The organism is Actinomadura sp. 7K507, from assembly GCF_004348425.1.
Classification (GTDB): Bacteria; Actinomycetota; Actinomycetes; order Streptosporangiales; family Streptosporangiaceae; genus Spirillospora.
This window is the reverse complement of record NZ_SMKK01000167.1, coordinates 1-21,631: the sequence shown is the minus strand read 5'-3', so window position 1 is coordinate 21,631 and position 21,631 is coordinate 1. Positions and strand designations below refer to the sequence as shown.

The 21,631-nt window shown below is 69.5% G+C and carries 18 protein-coding genes; 6 read left to right on the top strand and 12 right to left on the bottom strand.

The window, feature by feature from the left end:
- Window positions 1–238 precede the first annotated feature (238 nt).
- The 3 genes from E1285_RS30785 to E1285_RS45820 form a co-directional block, all read right to left on the bottom strand.
- Window positions 239–4,123, bottom strand: coding sequence for a vitamin B12-dependent ribonucleotide reductase (locus E1285_RS30785; protein WP_132158076.1), 3,885 nt, complete (start codon window positions 4,121–4,123; stop codon window positions 239–241).
- 120 nt (window positions 4,124–4,243) lie between these two features.
- Window positions 4,244–4,717 (bottom strand): transcriptional regulator NrdR, encoded by a 474-nt coding sequence (gene nrdR / locus E1285_RS30780; protein ID WP_132158075.1) that lies wholly within the window; start codon window positions 4,715–4,717, stop codon window positions 4,244–4,246.
- A 322-nt stretch (window positions 4,718–5,039) separates the two neighbouring features.
- The gene (locus E1285_RS45820; protein WP_165966823.1) at window positions 5,040–5,375 is read right to left on the bottom strand and encodes a LysM domain-containing protein; all 336 of its coding nucleotides are present in this window, start codon (window positions 5,373–5,375) and stop codon (window positions 5,040–5,042) included.
- Between the two features lie 175 nt (window positions 5,376–5,550).
- Between E1285_RS45820 and lexA the strand changes: the two genes are divergently transcribed.
- Window positions 5,551–6,249 (top strand): transcriptional repressor LexA, encoded by a 699-nt coding sequence (gene lexA, locus E1285_RS30770; protein WP_132158073.1) that lies wholly within the window; start codon window positions 5,551–5,553, stop codon window positions 6,247–6,249.
- A 55-nt stretch (window positions 6,250–6,304) separates the two neighbouring features.
- Here lexA and leuS read toward each other — a convergent pair whose 3' ends face one another.
- Entirely contained in the window at window positions 6,305–8,773 is a 2,469-nt protein-coding gene (gene leuS, locus E1285_RS30765) for a leucine--tRNA ligase (protein ID WP_243723156.1), read from the bottom strand.
- 195 nt (window positions 8,774–8,968) lie between these two features.
- A complete protein-coding gene (locus E1285_RS30760) occupies window positions 8,969–9,580 on the bottom strand; it encodes a TerB family tellurite resistance protein (RefSeq protein ID WP_132158072.1) in 612 nt (203 codons plus the stop codon).
- Window positions 9,581–9,778: 198 nt separating this feature from the next.
- Between E1285_RS30760 and E1285_RS30755 the strand changes: the two genes are divergently transcribed.
- Complete coding sequence (locus E1285_RS30755) at window positions 9,779–11,323, top strand: long-chain fatty acid--CoA ligase (protein WP_132158071.1); 1,545 nt, start codon at window positions 9,779–9,781, stop codon at window positions 11,321–11,323.
- A gap of 96 nt (window positions 11,324–11,419) precedes the next feature.
- Here the strand turns inward: E1285_RS30755 and E1285_RS30750 are convergent, their stop codons facing one another.
- A complete protein-coding gene (locus tag E1285_RS30750) occupies window positions 11,420–12,667 on the bottom strand; it encodes a cytochrome P450 (protein WP_207946945.1) in 1,248 nt (415 codons plus the stop codon).
- A 173-nt stretch (window positions 12,668–12,840) separates the two neighbouring features.
- Between E1285_RS30750 and E1285_RS30745 the strand changes: the two genes are divergently transcribed.
- Window positions 12,841–13,731: an alpha/beta hydrolase gene (locus E1285_RS30745; protein ID WP_132158070.1), complete on the top strand. Its 891-nt coding sequence runs from the start codon at window positions 12,841–12,843 to the stop codon at window positions 13,729–13,731.
- Window positions 13,732–13,838: 107 nt separating this feature from the next.
- Here the strand turns inward: E1285_RS30745 and E1285_RS30735 are convergent, their stop codons facing one another.
- Window positions 13,839–14,813 carry an ATP-dependent DNA ligase gene (locus tag E1285_RS30735; protein WP_132158069.1) on the bottom strand — a complete coding sequence of 325 codons (975 nt, stop codon included), beginning with the start codon at window positions 14,811–14,813 and terminating at the stop codon, window positions 13,839–13,841.
- A gap of 136 nt (window positions 14,814–14,949) precedes the next feature.
- On the bottom strand, window positions 14,950–15,522 hold the full coding sequence (locus E1285_RS30730; RefSeq protein WP_132158068.1) for a TetR/AcrR family transcriptional regulator: 573 nt from the start codon (window positions 15,520–15,522) through the stop codon (window positions 14,950–14,952).
- Between the two features lie 89 nt (window positions 15,523–15,611).
- Between E1285_RS30730 and E1285_RS30725 the strand changes: the two genes are divergently transcribed.
- Window positions 15,612–15,983: a DUF4267 domain-containing protein gene (locus tag E1285_RS30725; RefSeq protein WP_132158067.1), complete on the top strand. Its 372-nt coding sequence runs from the start codon at window positions 15,612–15,614 to the stop codon at window positions 15,981–15,983.
- 140 nt (window positions 15,984–16,123) lie between these two features.
- On the top strand, window positions 16,124–16,618 hold the full coding sequence (locus E1285_RS30720; protein WP_132158066.1) for a cupin domain-containing protein: 495 nt from the start codon (window positions 16,124–16,126) through the stop codon (window positions 16,616–16,618).
- Between the two features lie 134 nt (window positions 16,619–16,752).
- Here the strand turns inward: E1285_RS30720 and E1285_RS30715 are convergent, their stop codons facing one another.
- The 4 genes from E1285_RS30715 to E1285_RS30700 all read right to left on the bottom strand — a co-directional run bounded on the left by E1285_RS30715 (window position 16,753) and on the right by E1285_RS30700 (window position 21,060).
- The gene (locus E1285_RS30715; protein ID WP_132158065.1) at window positions 16,753–18,018 is read right to left on the bottom strand and encodes a class I SAM-dependent methyltransferase; all 1,266 of its coding nucleotides are present in this window, start codon (window positions 18,016–18,018) and stop codon (window positions 16,753–16,755) included.
- Between the two features lie 81 nt (window positions 18,019–18,099).
- Complete coding sequence (locus E1285_RS30710) at window positions 18,100–19,467, bottom strand: FAD-binding oxidoreductase (protein ID WP_132158064.1); 1,368 nt, start codon at window positions 19,465–19,467, stop codon at window positions 18,100–18,102.
- Between the two features lie 213 nt (window positions 19,468–19,680).
- Window positions 19,681–20,208 carry a DUF1707 and DUF4870 domain-containing protein gene (locus tag E1285_RS30705; protein ID WP_132158063.1) on the bottom strand — a complete coding sequence of 176 codons (528 nt, stop codon included), beginning with the start codon at window positions 20,206–20,208 and terminating at the stop codon, window positions 19,681–19,683.
- 36 nt (window positions 20,209–20,244) lie between these two features.
- Window positions 20,245–21,060, bottom strand: a complete 816-nt coding sequence (locus E1285_RS30700; protein WP_132158062.1) for a polysaccharide deacetylase family protein — start codon at window positions 21,058–21,060, stop codon at window positions 20,245–20,247.
- Between the two features lie 173 nt (window positions 21,061–21,233).
- On the opposite strand from E1285_RS30700, the gene E1285_RS30695 reads away from it, so the two are divergent.
- On the top strand, window positions 21,234–21,611 hold the full coding sequence (locus tag E1285_RS30695) for a hypothetical protein (RefSeq protein WP_132158061.1): 378 nt from the start codon (window positions 21,234–21,236) through the stop codon (window positions 21,609–21,611).
- Window positions 21,612–21,631: the final 20 nt, after the last annotated feature.

Sequence of the window (21,631 nt, the reverse complement as noted above, 5' to 3'; positions counted from 1 at the left end):
CCGACCCTCCCGCCAGGGACACGGGCCCGAAGGACACCGGCCCGAAGGACACGGGCCCGAAGGACACGGGCCCGAAGGGCGCCGGCACGGAGGACGACACACTCGTGGCCGGCCAGCGCAAATCCCCCAAGCGCCGCCGCACGTCCGGCACCGACCCCGGCGACACCAACCCGGCCTGACCGAAAACGCCGAGGAGCCCGGCCGCACCGGCCGGGCTCCCCGCTTTTCGATCCCTGTCCTAACTGCAGCCGCTGGTGGAGCCGCAGCCCTCGCAGACGTAGCAGCTGCCCGCCGGACGCATCTTCGTTCCGCAGGTGAGGCACAGCGGCGCGTCCGCGGTGCGGCCCTGACGGCTCTCGATGACCTCCATGGACGAGTGCGCCTCGCCCGCCGGGGCGGGCTCCGGAGCCGCGGGCCTGGTGATCGCGGCGGTCTGGGCCAGCGACTCGTGATCGACCTCATCGTCGCCGTGCAGGGCCGCCGGGTCCTCACCGTTGGCCTGCATCGCCCGCTCCTCGGCGCTCAGGATGCCGAGACCCGCGCGCTCCTCGAAGGGCAGGTGGTCCAGCGCCAGCCGGCGGAAGATGTAGTCCATCACCGAGGTCGCCATGCGGATGTCGGGGTCGTCGGTCATGCCCGCCGGCTCGAACCGCATGTTGGTGAACTTCTCCACCCACGTCTCCAGCGGAACGCCGTACTGGAGGCTGATGGAGATCGCCATGGAGAAGGCGTCCATCACACCGGCGAGCGTGGAGCCCTGCTTGCCGAGCTTGAGGAAGACCTCCCCGACGCCGTCGTCCGGGTAGGACGACGCCGTCATGTACCCCTCGGCACCGGCGACGGAGAAGCGCGTGACGGTCGCGGGCCGCTGCTTCGGCAGCCGCCTCCGGACGGGACGGGGCGTCGCCGACTCCACCGGCTGCGCCTCCTCCTTCTTGCCCGCGGCCGACAGCGGCTGCCCCACCTTGCAGTTGTCGCGGTAGATCGCCAGGGCCTTCAGCCCGAGCCGCCACCCCTCGAAGTACACCCACTCGATGTCCTCGATGGTGGCCTTCTCCGGCATGTTGACGGTCTTGGAGATCGCCCCGGACAGGAACGGCTGGACCGCGGCCATCATCCGGACGTGGCCCATCGGGCTGATCGCCCGCTCCCCCATCGCGCAGTCGAACACCTCGTAGTGGTCGGGACGCAGCCCGGGAGCGTCCACCACGTGCCCGTGCTCGGCGATGTACTCGACGATCGCCTCGATCTGCTCCTGCTGGTAGCCGAGCTGCTCCAGCGCCCGCGGCACCGTGTGGTTGACGATCTGCATGGACCCGCCGCCGACGAGCTTCTTGAACTTCATCAGCGCGAGGTCCGGCTCGATCCCGGTGGTGTCGCAGTCCATCATCAGCCCGATCGTCCCGGTCGGCGCCAGCAGGCTCGACTGGGCGTTCCGGTAGCCGTGCTTCTCCCCGGCCTTCAGGCACTCCTGCCACTGCTTGGCGGCGGCGGCGTGGATGGACTTGCCCATCGCGTCCAGCGTCCGGATGCCGTCGTTGGCGGCGGCGTGCTTGCGCATGACGCGCTTGTGGCCCTCGGCGTTGCGCGCGTACCCCTCGTACGGGCCGACGACGCCCGCCATCTCGGCGGACCGGCGATAGGCGACGCCCGTCATCAGGGACGTGATCGCCCCGGCGAGAGACCGGCCACCGTCGGAGTCGTAGGCGTGGCCGGTCGCCATCAGCAGCGCGCCGAGGTTGGCGTACCCGATGCCGAGCTGCCGGTAGTCGCGGGTCGTCTCCGCGATCTTCTCGGTGGGGAAGTCCGCGAACGTGATCGAGATGTCCATCGCCGTGATGACCAGCTCGGTGAGCTTGGTGAACTTGGCGACATCGAACGTCCCCGCGTCCGTGAGGAACTTCAGCAGGTTGATGCTCGCCAGGTTGCAGGACGAATTGTCCAGACTCATGTACTCGGAGCACGGGTTACTGGCGGTGATGCGTCCGGTTTCTGGGTTGGTGTGCCAGTCGTTGATCGTGTCGTCGTACTGGATGCCGGGGTCGGCGCACTCCCAGGCGGCCTTGGCCATCAGGCGGAACAGGTCCTTGGCCTTGACCGTGTCGACGGGCTCGCCGGTCATGCGGGCGCGCAGCGCGAACTCGCCGTCCGCCTCGACGGCCCGCATGAACTCGTCCGACACCCGGACGGAGTTGTTGGCGTTCTGGTACTGGACGCTGCCGATGTCCTTGCCGCCGAGGTCCATGTCGAACCCGGCGTCCCGAAGCGCGCGGATCTTGTTCTCCTCGCGCGCCTTGGTCTCGATGAACTCCCCGACGTCGGGGTGGTCGACGTCCAGCACGACCATCTTCGCGGCCCGCCGCGTAGCACCGCCCGACTTGATCGTCCCCGCGGACGCGTCGGCGCCGCGCATGAACGAGACGGGGCCGCTCGCCGTGCCACCGGACGAGAGCAGCTCCTTGCTGGAGCGGATACGGGACAGGTTCAGGCCGGCGCCGGAGCCGCCCTTGAAGATGACGCCCTCTTCCTTGTACCAGTCCAGAATCGACTCCATCGTGTCGTCCACCGACAGGATGAAGCAGTTGTGCACGCGGATGTTGTCGCAGAGGTACTCGCCGCTTTCGGTCTGGATGTCATAGACGTCCATCGCGCCGATTTCCTCGATCTTGGCGATCTCCAGCCGCTTGGTCGGGTGCGCCGGACGCCCCGGCTTCTCGAAACCCTCGTGGAGCTTGACGGCCTTAACCGGGTCGATGAAGCCGATCTCGTCGGCGAAGACGCGGCGGTCGCCGGCGTTCTGGATGCGGAGCGTCCAGCAGCCGTGCCGGTCCGGCCGCGCGTCCGCCTTGAAGCCGACCCGCGAGAAGACGCCGAAGCGCAGGAGAAGGCGCTGCATGCCCCGGATCAGCTCTTCGGAGATCATGTCGACCTCGACGACCGTGGACGACTCGCGTGCGGACACGAAGCCCTCGGCCTGGAAGACGCTGCGGAGGTAGGCGGCGACGACAGGGAGCGGCGCGGTGAAGAGCCGCTCCGGAACGGTCATGTCAACGCCGCGGGCGAGGAGCCCCCACTCGTCGACGTACTCCTTCAGGACGTCCCCATAGAGCCTGGTGCGGCGACAGTCGAGCGTGGCGTCCTGCGTTTCCACGGTGCGCTCGTGCCGGTGCACGCCGGGGAACACCTTGCTCAGGTGGCGGTCGACCCACTCCCGCTCGGCGTCGGTCACCGTCATGGCCTCGATGGTGAGGGAACGATTCGTCCCGGTCTCGTAGCGACCGACGAAACCGTCTGACTGGAGCCAGCCGGCCAGCGCCGCCTCGGCGAACTCCTGGGACGTGATCTCTGCCTCGCCATAGGCGTCGCGCCGATGCCATTCGAGCTGCTCCCCGACCTTCAGCTCACCAGCCTCGACGAAACGTCCGGTATCGGCACTGGAAGCCCGCCAGACCAGGTGGTCGGGGGTGACGTCGAGTGTGTAGCCGGCCTTGGTGTGGATTCGCAGCACGTCCCGGACGCCATTGGCCTTGGTGGCGACGATGCGAGTGAGGCCGGTCGCGTCGTAGACCTTGGTCCCGACCGCATCTTGCTCGACCAGCTGACCGATCGGGATCAAACCGGCAGGTGTGCTCACCAGGGAGTCGTAACTCTGGCAAGCGCTCACTTGCTGCGGGGACTTGGTGCCGACGTTGAACCAGACCGGGGAGTTGAAGCTGAAGAGCTGGTGGACCAGGGCGTACTTCAGTTCGTGCTCGAAGATCTCGGCGTCCTGGTCGGAGGCGAAATAGCCCTGCTCGCGGCCGGTCTCGGCGTACATGCCGACGACGCGGTCGACGAGCTGCTTCAGGCTCCATTCGCGCTGCGGCGTGCCGACGGCGCCGCGGAAGTACTTGGACGTGACGATGTTGACGGCGTTCAGCGACCAGAAGTCGGGGAACTCGACGCCGCGCTGCTCGAAGTTGACCGACCCGTCGCGCCAGTTGGTCATGACGACGTCACGACGTTCCCAGCGCATCTCGTCATACGGATGGACGCCGGGCGTGGTGAAAATGCGCTCGACCTTCAGCCCTTTGCGGCTCCCCTTGCCGCGTCGCGCCGCCGAGCCGCTCACCGTCTCCGTCATGAACTTCCCCCTTCTCGGGCCCTCCCGCCGGGCCCTGTTCAGGAACAACCCCGCCGCCGCCCGGGACATGCCCGCGCGGAGGCGCTCTCAAGTGTGTGCTTTGTGTTTCCGGAACCGTCCCTACCGGGACGGGCCGGGCTCCCCCGAGGAACCGGCCTTGCGCAGCGTTTCGATCTCCTTGGCGAAGTCGTCCAGCGACTCGAAGCTCCGGTAGACCGAGGCGAATCGCAGATAGGCGACTTCGTCGAGTTCGCCGAGCGGCCCCAGTATCGCGAGGCCGATCTCGTGCGAGGGGATTTCCGCGGAGCCGGAGGACCTGATCTCTTCTTCGACCTGCTGCCCCAGCTTCGCGAGCGCATCCTCGTCGACCGGACGGCCCTGGCAGGCCCTGCGCACACCGGCGATGATCTTTTCCCGGGAGAACGGCTCGGTGACGCCGCTGCGCTTGGCCACCATGACGAGCACATTCTCCTGTGTGGTGAATCGCTTGCCGCACTCCGCGCACGAGCGGCGGCGCCTAATGGCGGCGCCGTCGTCGGTGGAGCGGCTGTCGATCACTTTGGTGTCAGGGTTGCGGCAGAACGGGCAGTGCACGTCCAATCCCTCCCCTGACAAAAACGCTTCACACCTCTGAACATCGCCATATATAGGTGAAGTACATCGATGTGACTACTAGATGTTGTGGTCAACCGTACGACTCGGCGGGGGCCTTCGCAACCTGATCCGGTGCCTCACATGTCACATCCGGCACGTCCACCCAGGTCACGTCAGGCGTCCTGGATTTCCTCCCGGGCGTGTCGCCACAGACCGTCCCCACCGGTCCGCCGACAGTGACAGACCCCCTGGTCAGCCCACGTTCACCCGCCCCGGCCCGGAAGACGGAACACGTGGTCTCGAACCGGACGTGGGAGCGGCGTCAGCGGCTGGGGAGCCGGAGTTCCTGGCCGGGACGGACGGTGGGGTCGCCCCCCATGGAGTTGAGATCGAGGATGCGCTGCACGACGACGCGGGGGTCGGCGCCGGGGTCGGCGTCGACGGCTATGCCCCAGAGGGTGTCGCCGGGCTCGACGACGACGGTTCTGGCGGGCGCGGCGCCGGCGTGGTGGCTCTCGCCGCCGCCCGCCAGGGCGCCGGGGCCGACCGTGAGCCACAGGGACACGAGCGTGACGGTGGCGGCGAACAGGACCAGGACGACACGGCCGCGGCGGGTCAGGCGGATCGGGATCCGGTCACTATGGGGTGAACCCGACATCTCTCCCCTCCTCGATGTCGAATGCATTTTCGATCGAACGCCTGTACGATGTTCTACCAGGGGACGGCGAAAAAAAGCCAGCACATCTTCGAACAATTGTTTGATCATCGGTCCGCGACGCGATAGCGTTCGATGACAAGGAGTGACGGATCGAGGCGCCGGGAGGCGACAAGCGATGAGCAAGGTCCGGGAGCTGCCCGACGGGCCCATGGACGAGACGGGGCTGACGCAACGGCAGCGCATGGTGCTGGAGGTGATCCGCGACTCGGTCCAGCGCCGGGGATACCCGCCGTCGATGCGCGAGATCGGCGAGGCCGTGGGGCTGACCAGCACCTCCAGCGTGTCGCACCAGCTCCGGTCGCTCCAGCGCAAGGGTTTCCTGCGGCGCGACCCCAACCGGCCGCGGGCGGTCGAGGTCCGGGTGCCGGGCGCGACTCCGGTGCGGACCGACGAGGAGGCCTACGAGGCTCCCGGGGGCCAGCCGTCCACGGCGCGGCCCACGCCCGCGTACGTGCCGCTGGTGGGGCGGATCGCCGCCGGTGGGCCGATCCTGGCCGAGGAGGCGGTGGAGGACGTCTTCACCCTGCCCAAGCAGCTCGTCGGCGAGGGCACGCACTTCCTGCTGAAGGTCACCGGTGACTCGATGATCGACGTCGCGATAGCGGACGGTGACTGGGTGGTCGTGCGGCAGCAGCCGGTGGCCGAGCAGGGCGACATCGTGGCCGCCATGATCGACGGCGAGGCGACGGTGAAGACGTTCAAGCGCCGGGACGGCCACATCTGGCTGATGCCGCAGAACCCCGCCTACGAGCCGATCGCCGGCGACGAGGCATCGGTCCTGGGACGCGTCGTGGCGGTCCTCCGCAAGATGTGACCGCGGTGACCGGAGGCGGCCACCCGAGCTCGGGTGGCCGCCTCTGACGCGCCGGTCAGCGCTTGGGGACGATGTTGACGATCTTGGGGGCGCGGACGATGATCTTCGCGATCTCGGCGCCCGCCAGAGCCTCCTGGATCTTGGCGGAGTCCAGGGCCAGGCGCTCCAGCTCCTCGTCGGCGATGCCGGGCGGGACCTCCAGGCGGTCACGGACCTTGCCGCCGACCTGGACGACGCAGGTAACCGACTCCTCCACCAGCAGGGCGGGGTCGGCGGACGGCCAGCCCGCGCCGATCACCGGAGCGGTGCGTCCCAGCCGTTCCCACGCCTCGTCGGCGGTGTAGGGGGCGAACAGCGACAGCATCGCCGCGATCGACTCGGCGGCCTCGCGCACGGCCGGGTCGGCGGCGCCGGCGCCGGAGTCGATGGCCTTGCGGGTCGCGGTGACCAGCTCCATGATCCGGGCGATGGCGACGTTGAACCGCTGCGTCTCGACCAGGGTGGTGGCCTCGTCGACGGTGCGGGCGGTGACGCGGCGCAGGGCGGTGTCGCCGGACTCGACGTCCGCGCCGGGCGCGGAGGTGACCTCGGTGGCGATGCGGTGGACGCGGGACAGGAACTTGGACATGCCGTGCGGGGACACGTCCGCCCAGTCGATGTCGTCCTCGGGCGGGCCGGAGAACAGGATCGCCAGCCGGACGACGTCCACGCCGAACTCGGCGATCTGCTCGCCCAGGTCGACGCCGTTGCCCAGCGACTTCGACATCGCCTTGCCCTGGTTGATCACCTGGCCCTGGTTCAGCAGCCGGCGGAAGGGCTCGGTGAAGCCGATCATGCCCATGTCGTACAGGACCTTGGTGAAGAACCGGCTGTACAGCAGGTGCAGGATCGCGTGCTCGACGCCGCCGGTGTACTGGTCGACGGGCATCCACCTGCGGACCTGCTCGACGTCGAACGGGCCGTCCTCGTAGCCGGGCGAGCAGTAGCGGAAGTAGTACCAGGACGAGTCGACGAACGTGTCCATGGTGTCGGTGTCGCGGGTGGCGGCGCCGCCGCACTTGGGGCAGTCGACGTCGACCCAGTCGGACGCGGCGGCCAGTGGCGAGGTGCCCTTGGGGGCCAGGTCGGCGCCGCGCAGGCCCTCGGGCAGCGTCACCGGCAGTTGGTCGTCCGGGACGGGGACCTCGCCGCACGCCTCGCAGTGCACGATCGGGATCGGGCAGCCCCAGAACCGCTGCCGCGACACCAGCCAGTCGCGCAGCCGGAAGTTCACCGACGCGCGGCCGGTGCCGCGCTCCTCCAGGATCTCGGTGATGCGGGGGATGGCGTCGGTCTTGGTCAGCCCGTCGATCGGCGCGGAGTTGACGATCGCGCCGTCGCCGGGGGTGGCGACGCCGGTCTCGGACGGGTCGGGCTGCCCGGTCTCGACGACGACGCGGACGGGCAGGCCGAACTTCAGCGCGAAGTCCAGGTCGCGCTGGTCGTGCGCCGGGACGGCCATGATCGCGCCGTGGCCGTACTCGGCCAGGACGTAGTCGGACGCCCAGATCGGCAGGCGCTCGCCGTTGACGGGGTTGACCGCGTAGCGGCCCAGGAACACGCCGGTCTTCTCGCGTTCGGTGGACAGCCGCTCGATCTCGCTCTCGCGGGAGACCTCCTCGCGGTACGCCTCGAACGCGGCCCGGTGGTCGGGGGCGCAGGCCTCCTCGGCCAGCGCGGCGTCGGCGGCGACGACCATGAACGTCGCGCCGAACAGAGTGTCGGGGCGGGTGGTGTAGACGGTGACGGGCTCGTCGCGTCCCTCGATGACGAAGTCGACGTCGGCGCCGGTGGAGCGGCCGATCCAGTTGCGCTGCATCAGCAGGACGCGCTCGGGCCACTTGCCCTCCAGCTGCTCCATGTCGTCCAGCAGCCGGTCCGCGTAATCGGTGATCTTGAAGTACCACTGGGTCAGGACGCGCTTCTCGACCAGGGCGCCGCAGCGTTCGCAGTGGCCGCCGACGACCTGCTCGTTGGCCAGGACGGTCTGGTCCTTGGGGCACCAATTGACGTGGCCGCCCTTGCGGTAGGCCAGGCCCCGCTCGTAGAAGCGCAGGAACAGCCACTGCGTCCACTTGTAGTACCCGGGGTCGGAGGTGTGCAGGCGCCGCGTCCAGTCGAAGGACGGGGCGAAGCGTTGGAACGAGGACGCCTGGGTCTCGATGTTGGCGTACGTCCACTCGGCGGGGTGGGAGTCACGTTTGATGGCGGCGTTCTCGGCGGGCAGGCCGAAGGAGTCCCAGCCGATCGGGTGCAGGACGTTGAAGCCGCGCTGGAACCAGTAGCGGGCGGGGACGTCGCCGATGGCGAACGCCTCCGCATGGCCCATGTGCAGGTCACCGCTGGGGTAGGGGAACATGTCCAGCGCGTAGCGCCGTTCGCGGCCGTCGTCCTTCTCGTCGGCCGTGAACGGTTCGAGCTCCGCCCAGCGGGCCTGCCACTTGTCCTGAATCGCCCGCGGATCGTAATGCTCGTCGCTGCTCACGCCTACAACTCCGGTTTCTTGCTCGCTGATCGCAGGGGCCAGGCCGTTCACCGACATGCGGTTCGCCGACATGAAAGGGCCCCTCGCACAGGAGGGGCCACCACGTTGACGTCAGTTCGTCAACGTGGTCGTTCAAGGAGCAGCCTGGCTGACATACATCAAGAGTAGCGCAGCCGCAAGCCCTCCCGCCGGGACTTAATGGCCGGATTCCTGCCGGGCCATAGAGACGACGCCGGTGACCTGGACGCGGGTGAGTTCGAGGTCGGCGCCGACGGCGGCGAGGGTCTCCTCCTCGGAGACGCTGAGCTTCCCGTCGGCGAGGGCGATCTCGGCGGCGGCGCGCAGGATGCTCTCACGGGCCTCGGGGGCGAGCGCGGACGCGGCGCGGCCCATCTCGACGCGGACCTCGTCGAACGGGCGGGCGAGGTCGCCGTTCAGCGCGTTGTCGTCGTAGGCGACGCCCGCCTGCTGGACGACGGCGACGGCGCGGGAGCGGACGGCCGCGTTGGTGTAGTCGCCGGAGCGCAGGACCTGGGCGATGGCCATGCGCAGGAGCATCGCGGGCATCTGCGCGAGCTGCGCGGTGGTCGGCACGTCGAGGACGCCGAGGTTCCAGCGGCCCTTGCACGTGTCGCACTCGATGATCTCGCCGCCGGTCTTGGTGAGCGGAATGACGGGGACGAAGAAGAGGGTGAAGAAGTTGCGTCCCTGCCGGCGCCGGTAGTCGCGGTCGCCGCCGCAGGCGGGACAGTGGAAGGTTCCCCTGCTCAGGGTGAAGAACACGACGCGCCAGCCAAAAATGATCAAGGCTTGCACCCTTTCTCGGTAGAGCGGCACATGATAACGGTGCTGTGGCGATCACAGCATGGAAACCACCGCATGGAAACAGCACGTCAAGGCGGCGCGAGGGATGGCGCGGGCCGATCCCGATGCAGCAGGATGAACGAAACGGCTAATAGACTCGTCGGTAACTAACCGGCCGGTCACTTTCCTGCGAGGAGTGCCATGCTCAACCTGTCCGTGCTGCTGGAGGACGCCGCCAGGGAGACGCCCGACCGCGACGCGGTCGTGTTCGGCGACATGCGGCTCTCCTACTCGTTCATCGACACGGTCGCCAACCAGGTCGCGAACCTGCTGCGGGCGCGCGGCATCGGACCGGGCGACAAGGTGGCGCTGTCCTCCCCGAACCTCCCCTACTTCCCGATGGTCTACTTCGGGGCCCTCAAGGCGGGCGCGGTCGTCGTCCCGCTGAACGTCCTGCTCAAGCCGCGGGAGATCGCCTACCACCTCGAAGACTCCGACGCCAAGGCGCTGTTCTGCTTCGAGGGGACGCCCGAGCTGCCGCTCGGCGAGATGGGGCACGCCGGCTTCCAGCAGGCCGAGGGCTGCGAGCACTTCTTCCTGCTGCCCGCGAACCCGGCGGCGACCGAGTCGCCGATCGAGGGCGCCGAGCTGTTCTGGGCGGCGCTGGCCGGCCAGCCGGGCACGTTCGCGCCGGCGCAGACGGAGCCGAGCGACACCGCCGTCATCATCTACACCAGCGGGACGACGGGGCAGCCGAAGGGCGCCGAGCTCACGCACAGCAACCTGCTGACCAACGCGATGGTGGACGACACCCTCTTCAACCGGACGCTGCACGACATATCGCTGGTGACGCTGCCGCTGTTCCACATCTTCGGGCAGACGTGCGTGATGAACGTCGGCTTCTACCGGCGGGCGACGCTCGTCCTGCAGCCGAGGTTCGAGGCCAAGCAGGCCATCGAGCTGATGGTCAAGGAGAAGGTGAACCTCTTCGCGGGCGTCCCGACGATGTACTGGGGGCTGCTGAGCGACGACACGTCCGACGAGGACATCGCGACGATCCGGGAGAACCTGCGCTCCGCGGTGTCGGGCGGCTCGGCGCTGCAGATGGAGGTCCTCAAGGGGATCAAGCAGAAGTTCGACGTCGACATCCTGGAGGGCTACGGCCTGTCGGAGACGTCGCCGGTGGCCTCGTTCAACCGCCCCGACCGCACGCCCAAGCCCGGATCGATCGGCCTGCCCGTCTGGGGCGTCGAGATGAAGCTGATCGACGACGACTGGAAGGAGATCGAGGGCGAGGGGCCCGGGGAGATCGCCATCCGCGGCCACAACATCATGAAGGGCTACTACAACCGGCCCGAGGCGACCGCGGATTCGATCAAGGACGGCTGGTTCCGCACCGGTGATGTGGCCCGCCGCGACGAGGAGGGCTACTACTTCATCATCGACCGCTCCAAGGACATGATCATCCGTGGTGGTTACAACGTGTACCCGCGGGAGATCGAAGAGATCCTGATGGGCCACCCGGACGTGTCGCTGGCGGCGGTCGTGGGCGTCGAGCACCCCTCGCACGGCGAGGAGGTCAAGGCGTACGTGATCCGGACGCCGGGCGCCGCCGTCACCGAGGACGAGCTCGTCGCGTGGGGCAAGGAGCAGTTCGCGAACTACAAGTACCCGCGGATCGTCGAGTTCCGCGACGAGCTGCCGATGACCGCCACCGGCAAGATCCTCAAGCGCGAACTCCGCTGACCCGGCCGGTCCCCGGGGTCCCCACCGCACGGGTGAGGCCCCCGGGGTTCCGGACGGCCGCGCAGGACGGCGCCCTGGGCGGGCGGGTCGTGCGGGTCAGATCGTGTAGGGCAGGCGCTTGATGCCGTTGATGAAGTTGGACTCGAGGCGCTCGGGCTCGGCGGACGCGCGGATGTCCGGCGTCCGGCTGAACAGCTCGCGGAACATCACGGTGATCTCGCGCCGGGCCAGGTGCGCGCCGAGGCAGAAGTGCGGCCCCGGCCCGCCGAACCCGACGTGCGGGTTGGGGTCGCGCAGGATGTCGAACTTGTCGGGCTCGGTGAACACCGACTCGTCGCGGTTGGCCGACCAGTAGTACAAGATGAGCTTGTCGCCCTCCTTGATCTCGTGGTCGTTCAGCGTCGTGTCGCAGGTCGCGGTGCGGCGCATCCAGATGACGGGCGAGACGTAGCGGATGATCTCCTCGACGGCGCCGGGCATGCGGTCGTCGAAGTCCTCGGTGAGCAGGGCGCGCTGGTCGGGGTTGCGGGTGAACAGGTCCAGGCCGTGCGCGATGGCGTTGCGGGTGGTCTCGTTCCCCGCGACGACCAGCAGGATGAAGAACGAGCCGAGCTCCTGGTCGGTCAGCGACTCACCGTCGATGTTGGCGTTCACCAGCGCGGACGTCAGATCGTCGGTGGGGTCCTTGCGGCGCTGCCGGCCGAGGTCCTCGACCAGGCCCTTGAGCGTCTCACCGGCGCCGAGGAGCGCCATCGCCATCTGCTCGGCGTCGCCCGACGGGATGAACTCGGCGTCGTTCCCGGCGAGGATGACGTTGGTGGCGTCCAGAACGGTCTGGTACTGGTCCTCGCCGATGCCCATCATGTCGCAAATGATCTTCAGTGGGAGCCGGGAGGCGACGTCGGCGACGAAGTCGCCCGAGCCGCCGCCCGCCGCGACGTTCTCGACGATCTCGGCGGCGACGGCCTCGACCCGGTCCTCGAACCGCTGGATCATGCGCGGGGAGAACGCCCGGGACACGATCCGCCGGATCTTGGCGTGCCGGGGGTCGTCCATGCTGATCATCGAGCCGAAGAACTCGTGCATGTCGCCGGGCATGTCCGGGATGCTGATGGCGCCCTTGCCGGAGCAGAAGTCCTGCGGGCGCCGGGACGCCTCGACGACGTCGGCGTGCCGCGTGAGGGCGTAGTAGCCGGGGCCCTGCGGCATGATGACGATGTCGGGTTCCTCGAAGTGCACCAGCCCGTGGTGCCAGCGCAGGGCCTTGAACGCCTCGTGCCGGTACTCGTGCGGCTGCCGCCAGAACTCCCAGTCCGTCAGGTTGATGTCCTCGACTTTGAGCACGTGCCCCACCACCTCGTCACTTTCCGAATCCTGTTCGGTTTACAGGCAGCCTCTCAAAGTAAAGCCACACGTGCACACTGATCGTCTCCGTGACGCCACTCACACTAGCCGCCCCGCCCAGCGGGCGGTCCCCCTCCGCGGGGTAGCGTGCGCGGCGAACCGAGGAGGCGGACATGGGTGACATCACGACCGGATCGGTCACCGCGAACGGGCTGGACTTCGGATACCTGACGGCGGGCCCCGAGGACGGGCCCCTGGCCCTGCTCCTACACGGCTTTCCCGACTCGGCGCACACCTGGCGGCATCTCATGCCCGAGCTCGCCGCCGCCGGCTACCGCGCCGTCGCGCCGTTCATGCGCGGCTACGCCCCCACGTCCGTCCCCGAGGACGGCGCCTACCAGAGCGGCGCCCTCGCCGCCGACGCCATCGCCCTGCACGAGGCCCTCGGGGGCGGCTCCGACGCCGCCGTCGTCGGCCACGACTGGGGCGCCTTCGCCACCTACGGCGCCGCGAACGCCGCACCGGACCGCTGGCGCAGGGTGGTCGCCATGTCCGTCCCGCCGATCTCGGTGCTGTCGACCGCGTTCTTCGACTACGAGCAGCTCAAGCGCTCGTTCTACATCTTCGTCTTCCAGACGCCGCTGGCGGAGGCCGCCCTGGACCGCGCGTTCGTCGAGGGGCTCTGGCGCGACTGGTCGCCGGACGACGGCCGCGACCGCTCCGAGGACGTCGACCACGTCATGGAGTGCCTGGCCACGCCCGCCAACGCGACCGCCGCGATCGAGTACTACCGCGCGATGCTCGACCCGTCCCGGCTCGTCGAGCGCTACGCCGCCGAGCAGGAGGCGGCGACCACGGTCGGCGAACTGCCCGTCCTGTACCTGCACGGCACCGACGACGGCTGCCTGGACGCGGGCATGGTCGCCCCCGGCGGTGACACCGGCGCCGTCGAGGCCGCCCTGCCGCCGGGGTCGCGGGCAGCCCTGGTCCCCGGCGCCGGGCACTTCCTCCAGCTCGACCGCCCGGAGGAGGTGAACAGCCGCATCCTCGGCTGGCTGGCTTAGACCCGGCCGGCTTAGACCCGGCCGGCTTAGACCGGGCTGGCTTAGACCGGGCTGGCTTAGACCGGGCTGGCTTAGACCGGGCTGGCTTAGACCGGGCTCCGCGCCGGTCAGGCGCCGAACATCGGGACGCCGTCCGGTCCCAAGTCCGGCCGGATGCGGACGAAGCGGACCGCGTGCCGCCAGCGTCCGCGCTCGACGGCGGCGTCCGCGCTCATCTCCACGACGATCTCCGGCTCCGTCCGAACGTAGCGGATCGGCGGGTGCGACCCGTACGGGCCGCCGGCGAACCCGGCGGGCAGCTCCGCGGGCCACGGGTGGTCGGGGCCGGCGTTGCGCAGCACCTCGGCGAGCGACGTGCGGGCGGCGGGCGGGAGCGGGGTCGTCCGGGCGACGACGCGCAGCCGCCCGCCGGTGTCGTAGCGGCCGAGGATCAGGGACTCGGGGGCCTGCCGGGTACCGGTCACACCGCCGACGATCGCCTCGGTGGTGATGCGGCGCTTCACCTTCCACCAGCGGCGGCGCCCCTCCAGGTAAGCGCCGTCGGCGTCCTTGACGACCAGCCCCTCCACGCCCTGGGCGGCGAAGGCGTCGAACCAGAGTTCGGCCTCCCCGGCGTCGGCCGTCTGCGGGGTGAGGATGACCCGCGCGGACGGCGGGGCATCGCCGAGCAGGGCCTCCAGGACGGTGCGGCGTTCCCTCAGCGGGCGGGGGCGCAGATCCGCGCCGTCCGATTCGAGGACGTCGAACGCGACATAGTGGCAGGGTTCGGTCCGCGCGAACTCGGCCCGGCGGCGTCCGGCGACGTGGCGCCGTTGCAGCGCGCCGAAGTCGAGGCGCCCGTCGTCGCCCCAGCGGACGATCTCGCCGTCGAGCACCGTGCCGGGCGCGAGCTGCTCCCCGGCGGCCGCGACGATCTCGGGGAACCCGTCGTTGAAGCGGGTCCGGCGGCGCGAGGTCAGGTGGACGGCGCCGTCCTCGTCCACGAGCGCGACCGCGCGGAACCCGTCGAACTTCGGCTCGTACCGGCACCCTCCCGGGCACGCCTGCGGCGGGGGGATGTGGTCGATGGTCGTGGCCAGCATCGGCCTCACCGGGGACCGGATGTGCATGGCCTCGCGCCCCCCGAGCTCGACGGTTCCGAAGGCCGCCGTACCCCGTCCGGCCTGTGCCGATATACCGGTGGGCGGAATGTTGACCCGGGGTTTGAGCGACCGGGGGTCAGGCCGCGAACCGCCGCAGCAGGATCGCGAGGCGGAGATCGTGGTGCTCGCGGCGGAGGCGGCCGTCGCGCATCAGCGTGAGCAGTCCGTGCACGGCGCTCCAGAACGTCTCGGTGAGCGACTCGAGGTCGTCGTCGCCCGCGAACGGCCGGACGGCCTCGCGCAACTCGCCGAACGCCTCCTTCAGGGCGGCGGGCGCTTCGGGGGTCGCGAACGGGAGGTCGACGGCGCGCGTGAACATCACGTCGTACAGGGCGGGCCTGCGCTCGGCGAACTCGGCGTAGGCGGCGGCGACGCCCGCGAGGGCCCGCGAGGGCCCGGTGGCCGCGGTGCGGGCCGCGCGCAGCTCGGCGGCGAGCTCGGCGCACCCCTCGACCGCGACGGCCGCCATGATCGCGTCCTTGCCCTTGAAGTGGCTGTAGAGGACGGGCTGGCTGTACTCGATCTCCGCGGCGAGGCGGCGCGTGGTGACCGCGTCCCAGCCCTCGCTCTCGGCCAGCTCCCGCGCGGCCGTCACGATCAGCTTCTCCCGCGCCGCCCGCTCGCGCTCCCGGCGCGACTGAATCGACATGGCACTGATTCTAGCATCGCTAGCTCTTCTGCTCTTGCTATGTTAGCGTCGATCGTGTTCCTAGCAGCGCTAGAAATCGGAGTCGACCAATGCTCGAGTTCATCGCCTACGGCCTGGCCATCGTCCTCGGCCTCCTCATCGCCTTCATCGGTGCGCGGTTCCTCTGGGCGCCCAGCGCCGCGGCCGCCGGCTACGGAGTCCCCGCGAAGGAGGACGGAGACCGCGCCTACCTGGAGATCAAGGGGGTGCGCGACCTCACGTTCGGCGTCCTCGGCCTCGCCCTGATCGCGTTCGCGGACGCCCACGCCGTGGGCTGGTTCATGCTGGCCACCACCCTCGCGCCGCTCGGCGACACCCTCATCGTCCTGCGTCACGGCGGCACCAAGGCCGTCGCCTTCGGCATCCACTTCGCCACCGCCGTGACCATGCTCGTCAACGCCGCCCTGCTCTTCGCGATCTAGGACGCCGCCCGGCCACGGCCCCGTGCGGGGAACCCCGTGCGGGAACCTCGTCCAGCCGCGGCGTGGCCCATGCACGATCTCAGCGCCCCGGGGGCAGACTCCCGGCAAACCGATCGAACGCCCAGCGGAGGAGTAACCCGATGTCATTGATCGCCCCGGACTTCGACGAGTCCGTCGTCGTCCGCTCCGCCGAGGCGGAAGTGATCGGCCAGGCGCCCACCACCATCCGGCTGCTGGCCGACAGCAGCTCGACCGGCGGTGCCCTGTCCACCCAGCGGGTCACCCTCGCGGGCGGCGCGGACGGCGCCAGACCGCACCGCCACGACGGCTCCGCCGAGCTGTTCTTCATGCTCGACGGCGCCGCACAGCTGCTATCGGGCGAACAGGTCGTGACCGCAGAACGCGGCGACCTGGTCGTCGTGCCGCCCGGCCTCCCGCACGCCTTCGCCGCGGCGCCGGGCGAGGACGCCGACATCCTCATCGTCATCACGCCCGGCGTCGAACGGTTCGAGTACTTCCGCCACCTGGAACGCATCGCCTACGGGCAGGCGCCGCCAGAGAGCCTGCTCGACGTCCAGGAGCTCTACGACACGTTCTTCCTCACCAGCCAGGTCTGGGACGACGCCAGGCCCTGAACCGGGCACAGCAGGAGCCCGGACGCAGGGTCCATGCCGGCCACCGTCCATGTCACGCCACAACGCCGTATACCGCGGACGAGCCGACCGGAGATTCCGATCGGCTCGTCTCTTGAGCGGGAGCGTTCCCGCCTTCACGAACCCCAGTCGGGACGCAGCGGCATGTGGCTCGTGCCGTCGTCCTGCAGCTTGACGCCGAGCGTCTGGTGCAACTGGATCCAGTTCTGGGTGAAGCCCAGCACGCAGCCGGCCATGTAGACGCGCCACACGCGGGCCGTGCCCTCGCCGACCTCGGCGACCGCCTCGTCCCAGTGCTCGTCGAGGTTCTCGCACCAGCCGGTGAGCGTGCGGGCGTAGTGCTCGCGCAGGTTCTCCTGGTGGCGGATCTCGAAGCCCGCGTCGTTCATCTGCATCTGGACGTAGCCGGGGCCCTCCAGCTCACCGTCCGGAAACACGTAGCGGTTGATGAACCCGTTCTCCTTGCGGGACGGGGCGATGTTGTCCGGACGGGTGATGGTGTGGTTCAGCATCCGCCCGCCCTTCCTCAGCTTCCCGTGCAGGAACGAGAAGTAGGCCGGCAGGTTGGCCTTGCCGATGTGCTCGGTGAGCCCGATGGAACTGACCGCGTCGAAGCCCGTCTCGGCCACGTCCCGGTAGTCCATGTGCCGGACCTCCGCGAGGTCCGACAGGCCCCGGTCGGCGATGGCCTTCTGCGCCCACTCGGCCTGCTGCTTGGACAGCGTGACACCGAGCGCCTTCACGCCGTACTCCTGCGCGGCGTGCATCACCATTCCGCCCCAGCCGCAGCCCACGTCCAGCAACCGCATCCCCGGCTTCAAGGCGATCTTCTTCGCCACCAGGTCGTGCTTGTTGAACTGCGCCTCCTCCAGCGTCGCGTCCTCCCGCGGGTAACACGCGCACGTGTAGGCCATGGACGGGCCGAGCACCCACGCGTAGAACGTGTTGGACACGTCGTAGTGGTGCGAGATCGCCTTGGCGTCCCGGCGCTTGGAATGCCGCAGCCACGACGGGATGCGGCTGAACGGCGCCTCCTGCGGCGGCGGGTCCAGGCGCCGGGTGACCGCGGCGCGCAGCAGCGGGTCGCCCAGCACACCGCCGGCGATCCGCGCCTTCTCGCGCGCCGTCACCTCGTTGAACACCTGCTGCATCGTCGTCAGCGCCGTGATCATGTCGCCGCTGACGTCGATCATGCCGGTGACGTAGGCGCGGGCCAGGCCCAGCGCCCCCGGCGAGTGCAGCAGGTACGAGACCGCGTACGGCGAACGGACGTCGAACCGGATGTCGGCGCCGGGCACCCCCGCCCGCGATCCGTCGTACGCCGTGAACTCCACTGGCGCCTCAGCCCCGGCTAGCCGCTCGAAGACCCTGGCCAGCGTCATTGTGATCCCTCCTGTCTCTCCGCCCGGCCGGGGCGATCGGCCACCGTCCGGGCACACTCCCCCTGAACCGTGGACGCCTGGTCAGCGTCCGCGGACGCACTTGTCGTAGAGATCCAGCAGCCGCTCGCCGGAGTCGTAGCTCCCCTTGAGCCGCCGGTAGGTATCCCCGTCGTAGTTCCGCCAGAACTCGTCCCTGCCGTAGAAGGCGGTCGAATACAGGGACTTGTGCCCGTCGAGGTCCGCGACGCGGCGTTCGATGAGCCGGTTGTGGTACTCGGGAATCTGCCCCGGCGGGAGCCGGACCGTCCCCCAGAACCCCGCGTTCACGTACGTGCGGCCGACCTCCAGCGGGTACAGCGGCCACCGCTCCTTCGCGCGCAGCGGGCACAACCAGATCGGGCTCATGCCGACCTTGTCGTGGAAGAACTCCAGGAACTCCGGCAGCCGCTCGACCGGCACCTCGATGTCCTGGATGACGTCCTCGCGCGGCCGCAGCCCGCGCCACCTCTCGGCCCGCGCGACGAAGTGGTACCGCCGGTCGTAGGCGACGAGCTTCCGGTACACGTCCGACCGCTTGTACCTGTCGGGCCACAGCCGCCGGACGGCCGGGTTCTGCACGCCGAAGGCGCCCGAGCACCAGAACCAGTCGGTGTCCCAGCGCCAGATGTAGTCGCGGATCGTCAGGAAGTCGACCGAACGCTCCTGGATCGACCGGTAGTAGATCCGCTGGCCCCTGTAGTCGGACGTGTACGGCGCCGAGTCCGCGAAGAAGCCGAGCGTGATGTACTGCTCGCCCGCGCCGAAGACCGTCCCGTCCATGAAGTCGACGGCCTCGCCCTCGAACTTCCCGGACTCGGTGATCTCCCCCATCACGCGGGTCAGTTCCGCCGCGTCGCCGAAGCGCAGATGCCGCAGCCGGACGTACGGGCTGACCGGCCTCAGCTCGATCTTCAGCCGCAGCGTGTACCCGAGCGTCCCGTAGGAGTTCGGGAACCCGTAGAACAGGTCCGCGTGCTCGTTGTCCCTCGTCGCGGTGACGATCCGGCCGTCGCCGGTGAGGACCTCCATCTCCAGCACGCCCTCGTGCGGCAGCCCGTCCCGGAACGACGACGACTCGATGCCGAGCCCGGTCACCGCGCCGCCCAGCGTGATCGTCTTCAGCTGCGGGACGACCGTCGGCATCAGCCCGTGCGGAAGGGTCGCCTCGACCAGGGCCTCGTACGTCGTCATGCCCTGGACCTGCGCGGTCCGCTCGCCGGGGTCGACGCTCAGCACCTTGTCGAACCCGGACACGTCCAGCCCCGGCGCGTCCGACGGCTCACGCCACCGGAACAGGTTCGAGGTCCGCTTGGCCAGCCGCACCGGCGTGCCCGCCGGGATCGCCTCGTAGGACCTCCTGAGCGCCTCTACCGCCCGCTGGTGATCGCCCTTGATCGCAAGCTCCGTCATCTGCCCCTCCCGGACACAGTTAATCGATCATCCCATGCACGGTCCACATAATTCGGACGTTAGGGGGGTCACAGGCAGAGAGGGGAATACCACCACGGGCGCGTTCATGGGCGATGTTCATCTCCTGGAGGTGACGGAACCGCATCGGGCGGCCACGTCAACTGTTCCCCCAAGCAGCACACCGACAAACCCGAGCCGCCGAACCCGGGCGGTTCACTTCACCAGGCGGAGGATCCAGGGGTAGCGGAAGGTGTTGCCGGTCAGCGCGTAGACGGCAGCGATGGCCGACAGGATCCACGCCACCGAGTAGACGATGCCGCCGATGCCGAACGTGACGATCGTGAGGAGCAGGAGCGTCACGTGGAAGTTCACGGCCTCCGCCGCCTGCCGCCGGACGTACTCGGACCGCTTGCCGCTCAGCAGCATCAGCACGAGCGGCCCGACGAACAGCGTCGGGACGGCGACGACATGCGCCGCCGACGCGAGCATGCGGTCCTCGGCGGTCGGCGGCTCACCGTCCCACGCGACCGGGTCGCGCGCCCGCTTCGGCTCGGGGGCCAGGTCGCGGGTGAGCCCGCCCAGGTCGTTGCGCGTCTTGGCGGTCATCGCCAGGTGCATGCGCAGGTCGAATTCCTCGTGGTCGAGCCGGCCCTCGGCGTACGCGTCCTGGAGGCGCTCGATGACCGGTTCCCGTTCGGCGTCCGAGACCCTCAGATCCCCCACCGCGTAGCTGCTGTCCATATCACCCATACTCCACGCCCGCGCCGCGCCGGAGCATCAGGGAAGTCCCTGACCCTCCCCTGAATCCAGCTCCGTGTACTCCTCCCCGGGGGTCAGTTTCCCGCCGAACAGTTCGGACACGGTCACGAACACGTACCCCTCGGCCGACAGCCGGTCGATGATCTTCGGTACCGCCCGGACGGTCGTCGGGTGGATGTCGTGCAGGAGGATGATCTGGCCGGGCTTCACGTCCTTCAGCACCCGGCGTTCGATGTCCTCGGTGTCGCGGTGCCGCCAGTCGAGCGGGTCGACCGTCCACAGCACCTGCGCCAGGCCCATCTCCCGCGCGATCCTGGCCAGGCGTTTCGACGTGGACCCGTACGGCGGCCGCAGCAGGTCCGGCGTGACACCGGACGCGTTCCGGATCGCGTCCTGCGTCCGCGTCAGCTCCGAAACGATCTTCTTCTTGGAGGCCCTGCCGAGGTCGGCGTGCGTGTAGCTGTGGTCGGCGATCTCGTGCCCGGCCTGGTGCTCGCGCCGCACCAGGCCGGGGTTCTCGGCGACGTTCTCGCCCACCAGGAAGAACGTCGCCTTGACGTCGCGGGACGCGAGGATGTCCAGCAGTCCGGCCGTGCTCTCCGTGGGCCCGTCGTCGAACGTCAGCGCCAGGCACTTCGCACGTGTGCAGTCGGGCGGCGGGGGTTTCGGTTTCGGCTTCGGCGGCTCGGGCTTGGGCGCGGGCGCGGCCGCTTCGCTCCGCGCCGCGGCGAGCCGCACCCGTTCATCGGCCGGGGCCAGCATGCTCAGCCACCCGCACAACGCCGCCGCGAGCACGGCCGCGGCCGTGCGCCGGACCAGGTTCGGCCCGTCCATCAACACCCCCGCTGCTGATCCCCCAAGCTCGCCAGTCTAGGCCCGAGGCCCCCGATCGCCGGGGATGCCGCGGCTGTGTCGGGAACCCGCGGACGCCGGGCAATCGTTATCCTCCTAGACCGCAGCCGACTCCGGAACGGGTCCGGGCCGGCTCCACACGACGGGCGGCAGGCATGAGGTTCCGGGACCGATTCGGGATCCGCAAGAACCGCGGATCCTCGGTGACAAGGCTCGACCGCGAGGCGACCGACTCCGACATCGAGGCGCTGATCGCCTTCGCTCGCAGCCGGCGCGGCGTCGAGTTCTTCGTCGAACCGGAGACCTTCGCCACCGACACCACCGCCGTCGCCGTCGCCCACGACGGCGAGTGGACCCGCCGCCGCGTCGGGTCCCCCAAGGTCATCGGCAAGGTGGCGCGCGACCTCGGCCTGCCCATCTACGACGTCCAGATCGTCGGCTACCCGCCCCGCATGCGCGCCTGGAACGCCCGCAATCCCGACCGCCGTGCGCCGGACCAGGTTCGGCCCGTCCATCAACACCCCCGCTGCTGATCCCCCAAGCTCGCCAGTCT

What these genes read in the sequence shown, in the direction of transcription:
- E1285_RS30705 (WP_132158063.1), bottom strand. Translation starts at nt 20,208, where the DNA reads ATGGACAGCAGCTACGCGGTGGGGGATCTGAGGGTCTCGGACGCCGAA.
- E1285_RS30710 (WP_132158064.1), bottom strand. Translation starts at nt 19,467, where the DNA reads ATGACGGAGCTTGCGATCAAGGGCGATCACCAGCGGGCGGTAGAGGCG.
- E1285_RS30730 (WP_132158068.1), bottom strand. Translation starts at nt 15,522, where the DNA reads ATGTCGATTCAGTCGCGCCGGGAGCGCGAGCGGGCGGCGCGGGAGAAG.
- E1285_RS30720 (WP_132158066.1), top strand. Translation starts at nt 16,124, where the DNA reads ATGTCATTGATCGCCCCGGACTTCGACGAGTCCGTCGTCGTCCGCTCC.
- E1285_RS30715 (WP_132158065.1), bottom strand. Translation starts at nt 18,018, where the DNA reads ATGACGCTGGCCAGGGTCTTCGAGCGGCTAGCCGGGGCTGAGGCGCCA.
- E1285_RS30745 (WP_132158070.1), top strand. Translation starts at nt 12,841, where the DNA reads ATGGGTGACATCACGACCGGATCGGTCACCGCGAACGGGCTGGACTTC.
- E1285_RS30785 (WP_132158076.1), bottom strand. Translation starts at nt 4,123, where the DNA reads ATGACGGAGACGGTGAGCGGCTCGGCGGCGCGACGCGGCAAGGGGAGC.
- E1285_RS30735 (WP_132158069.1), bottom strand. Translation starts at nt 14,813, where the DNA reads ATGCTGGCCACGACCATCGACCACATCCCCCCGCCGCAGGCGTGCCCG.
- lexA (WP_132158073.1), top strand. Translation starts at nt 5,551, where the DNA reads ATGAGCAAGGTCCGGGAGCTGCCCGACGGGCCCATGGACGAGACGGGG.
- E1285_RS30755 (WP_132158071.1), top strand. Translation starts at nt 9,779, where the DNA reads ATGCTCAACCTGTCCGTGCTGCTGGAGGACGCCGCCAGGGAGACGCCC.
- E1285_RS30695 (WP_132158061.1), top strand. Translation starts at nt 21,234, where the DNA reads ATGAGGTTCCGGGACCGATTCGGGATCCGCAAGAACCGCGGATCCTCG.
- E1285_RS30700 (WP_132158062.1), bottom strand. Translation starts at nt 21,060, where the DNA reads ATGGACGGGCCGAACCTGGTCCGGCGCACGGCCGCGGCCGTGCTCGCG.
- E1285_RS30725 (WP_132158067.1), top strand. Translation starts at nt 15,612, where the DNA reads ATGCTCGAGTTCATCGCCTACGGCCTGGCCATCGTCCTCGGCCTCCTC.
- E1285_RS45820 (WP_165966823.1), bottom strand. Translation starts at nt 5,375, where the DNA reads ATGTCGGGTTCACCCCATAGTGACCGGATCCCGATCCGCCTGACCCGC.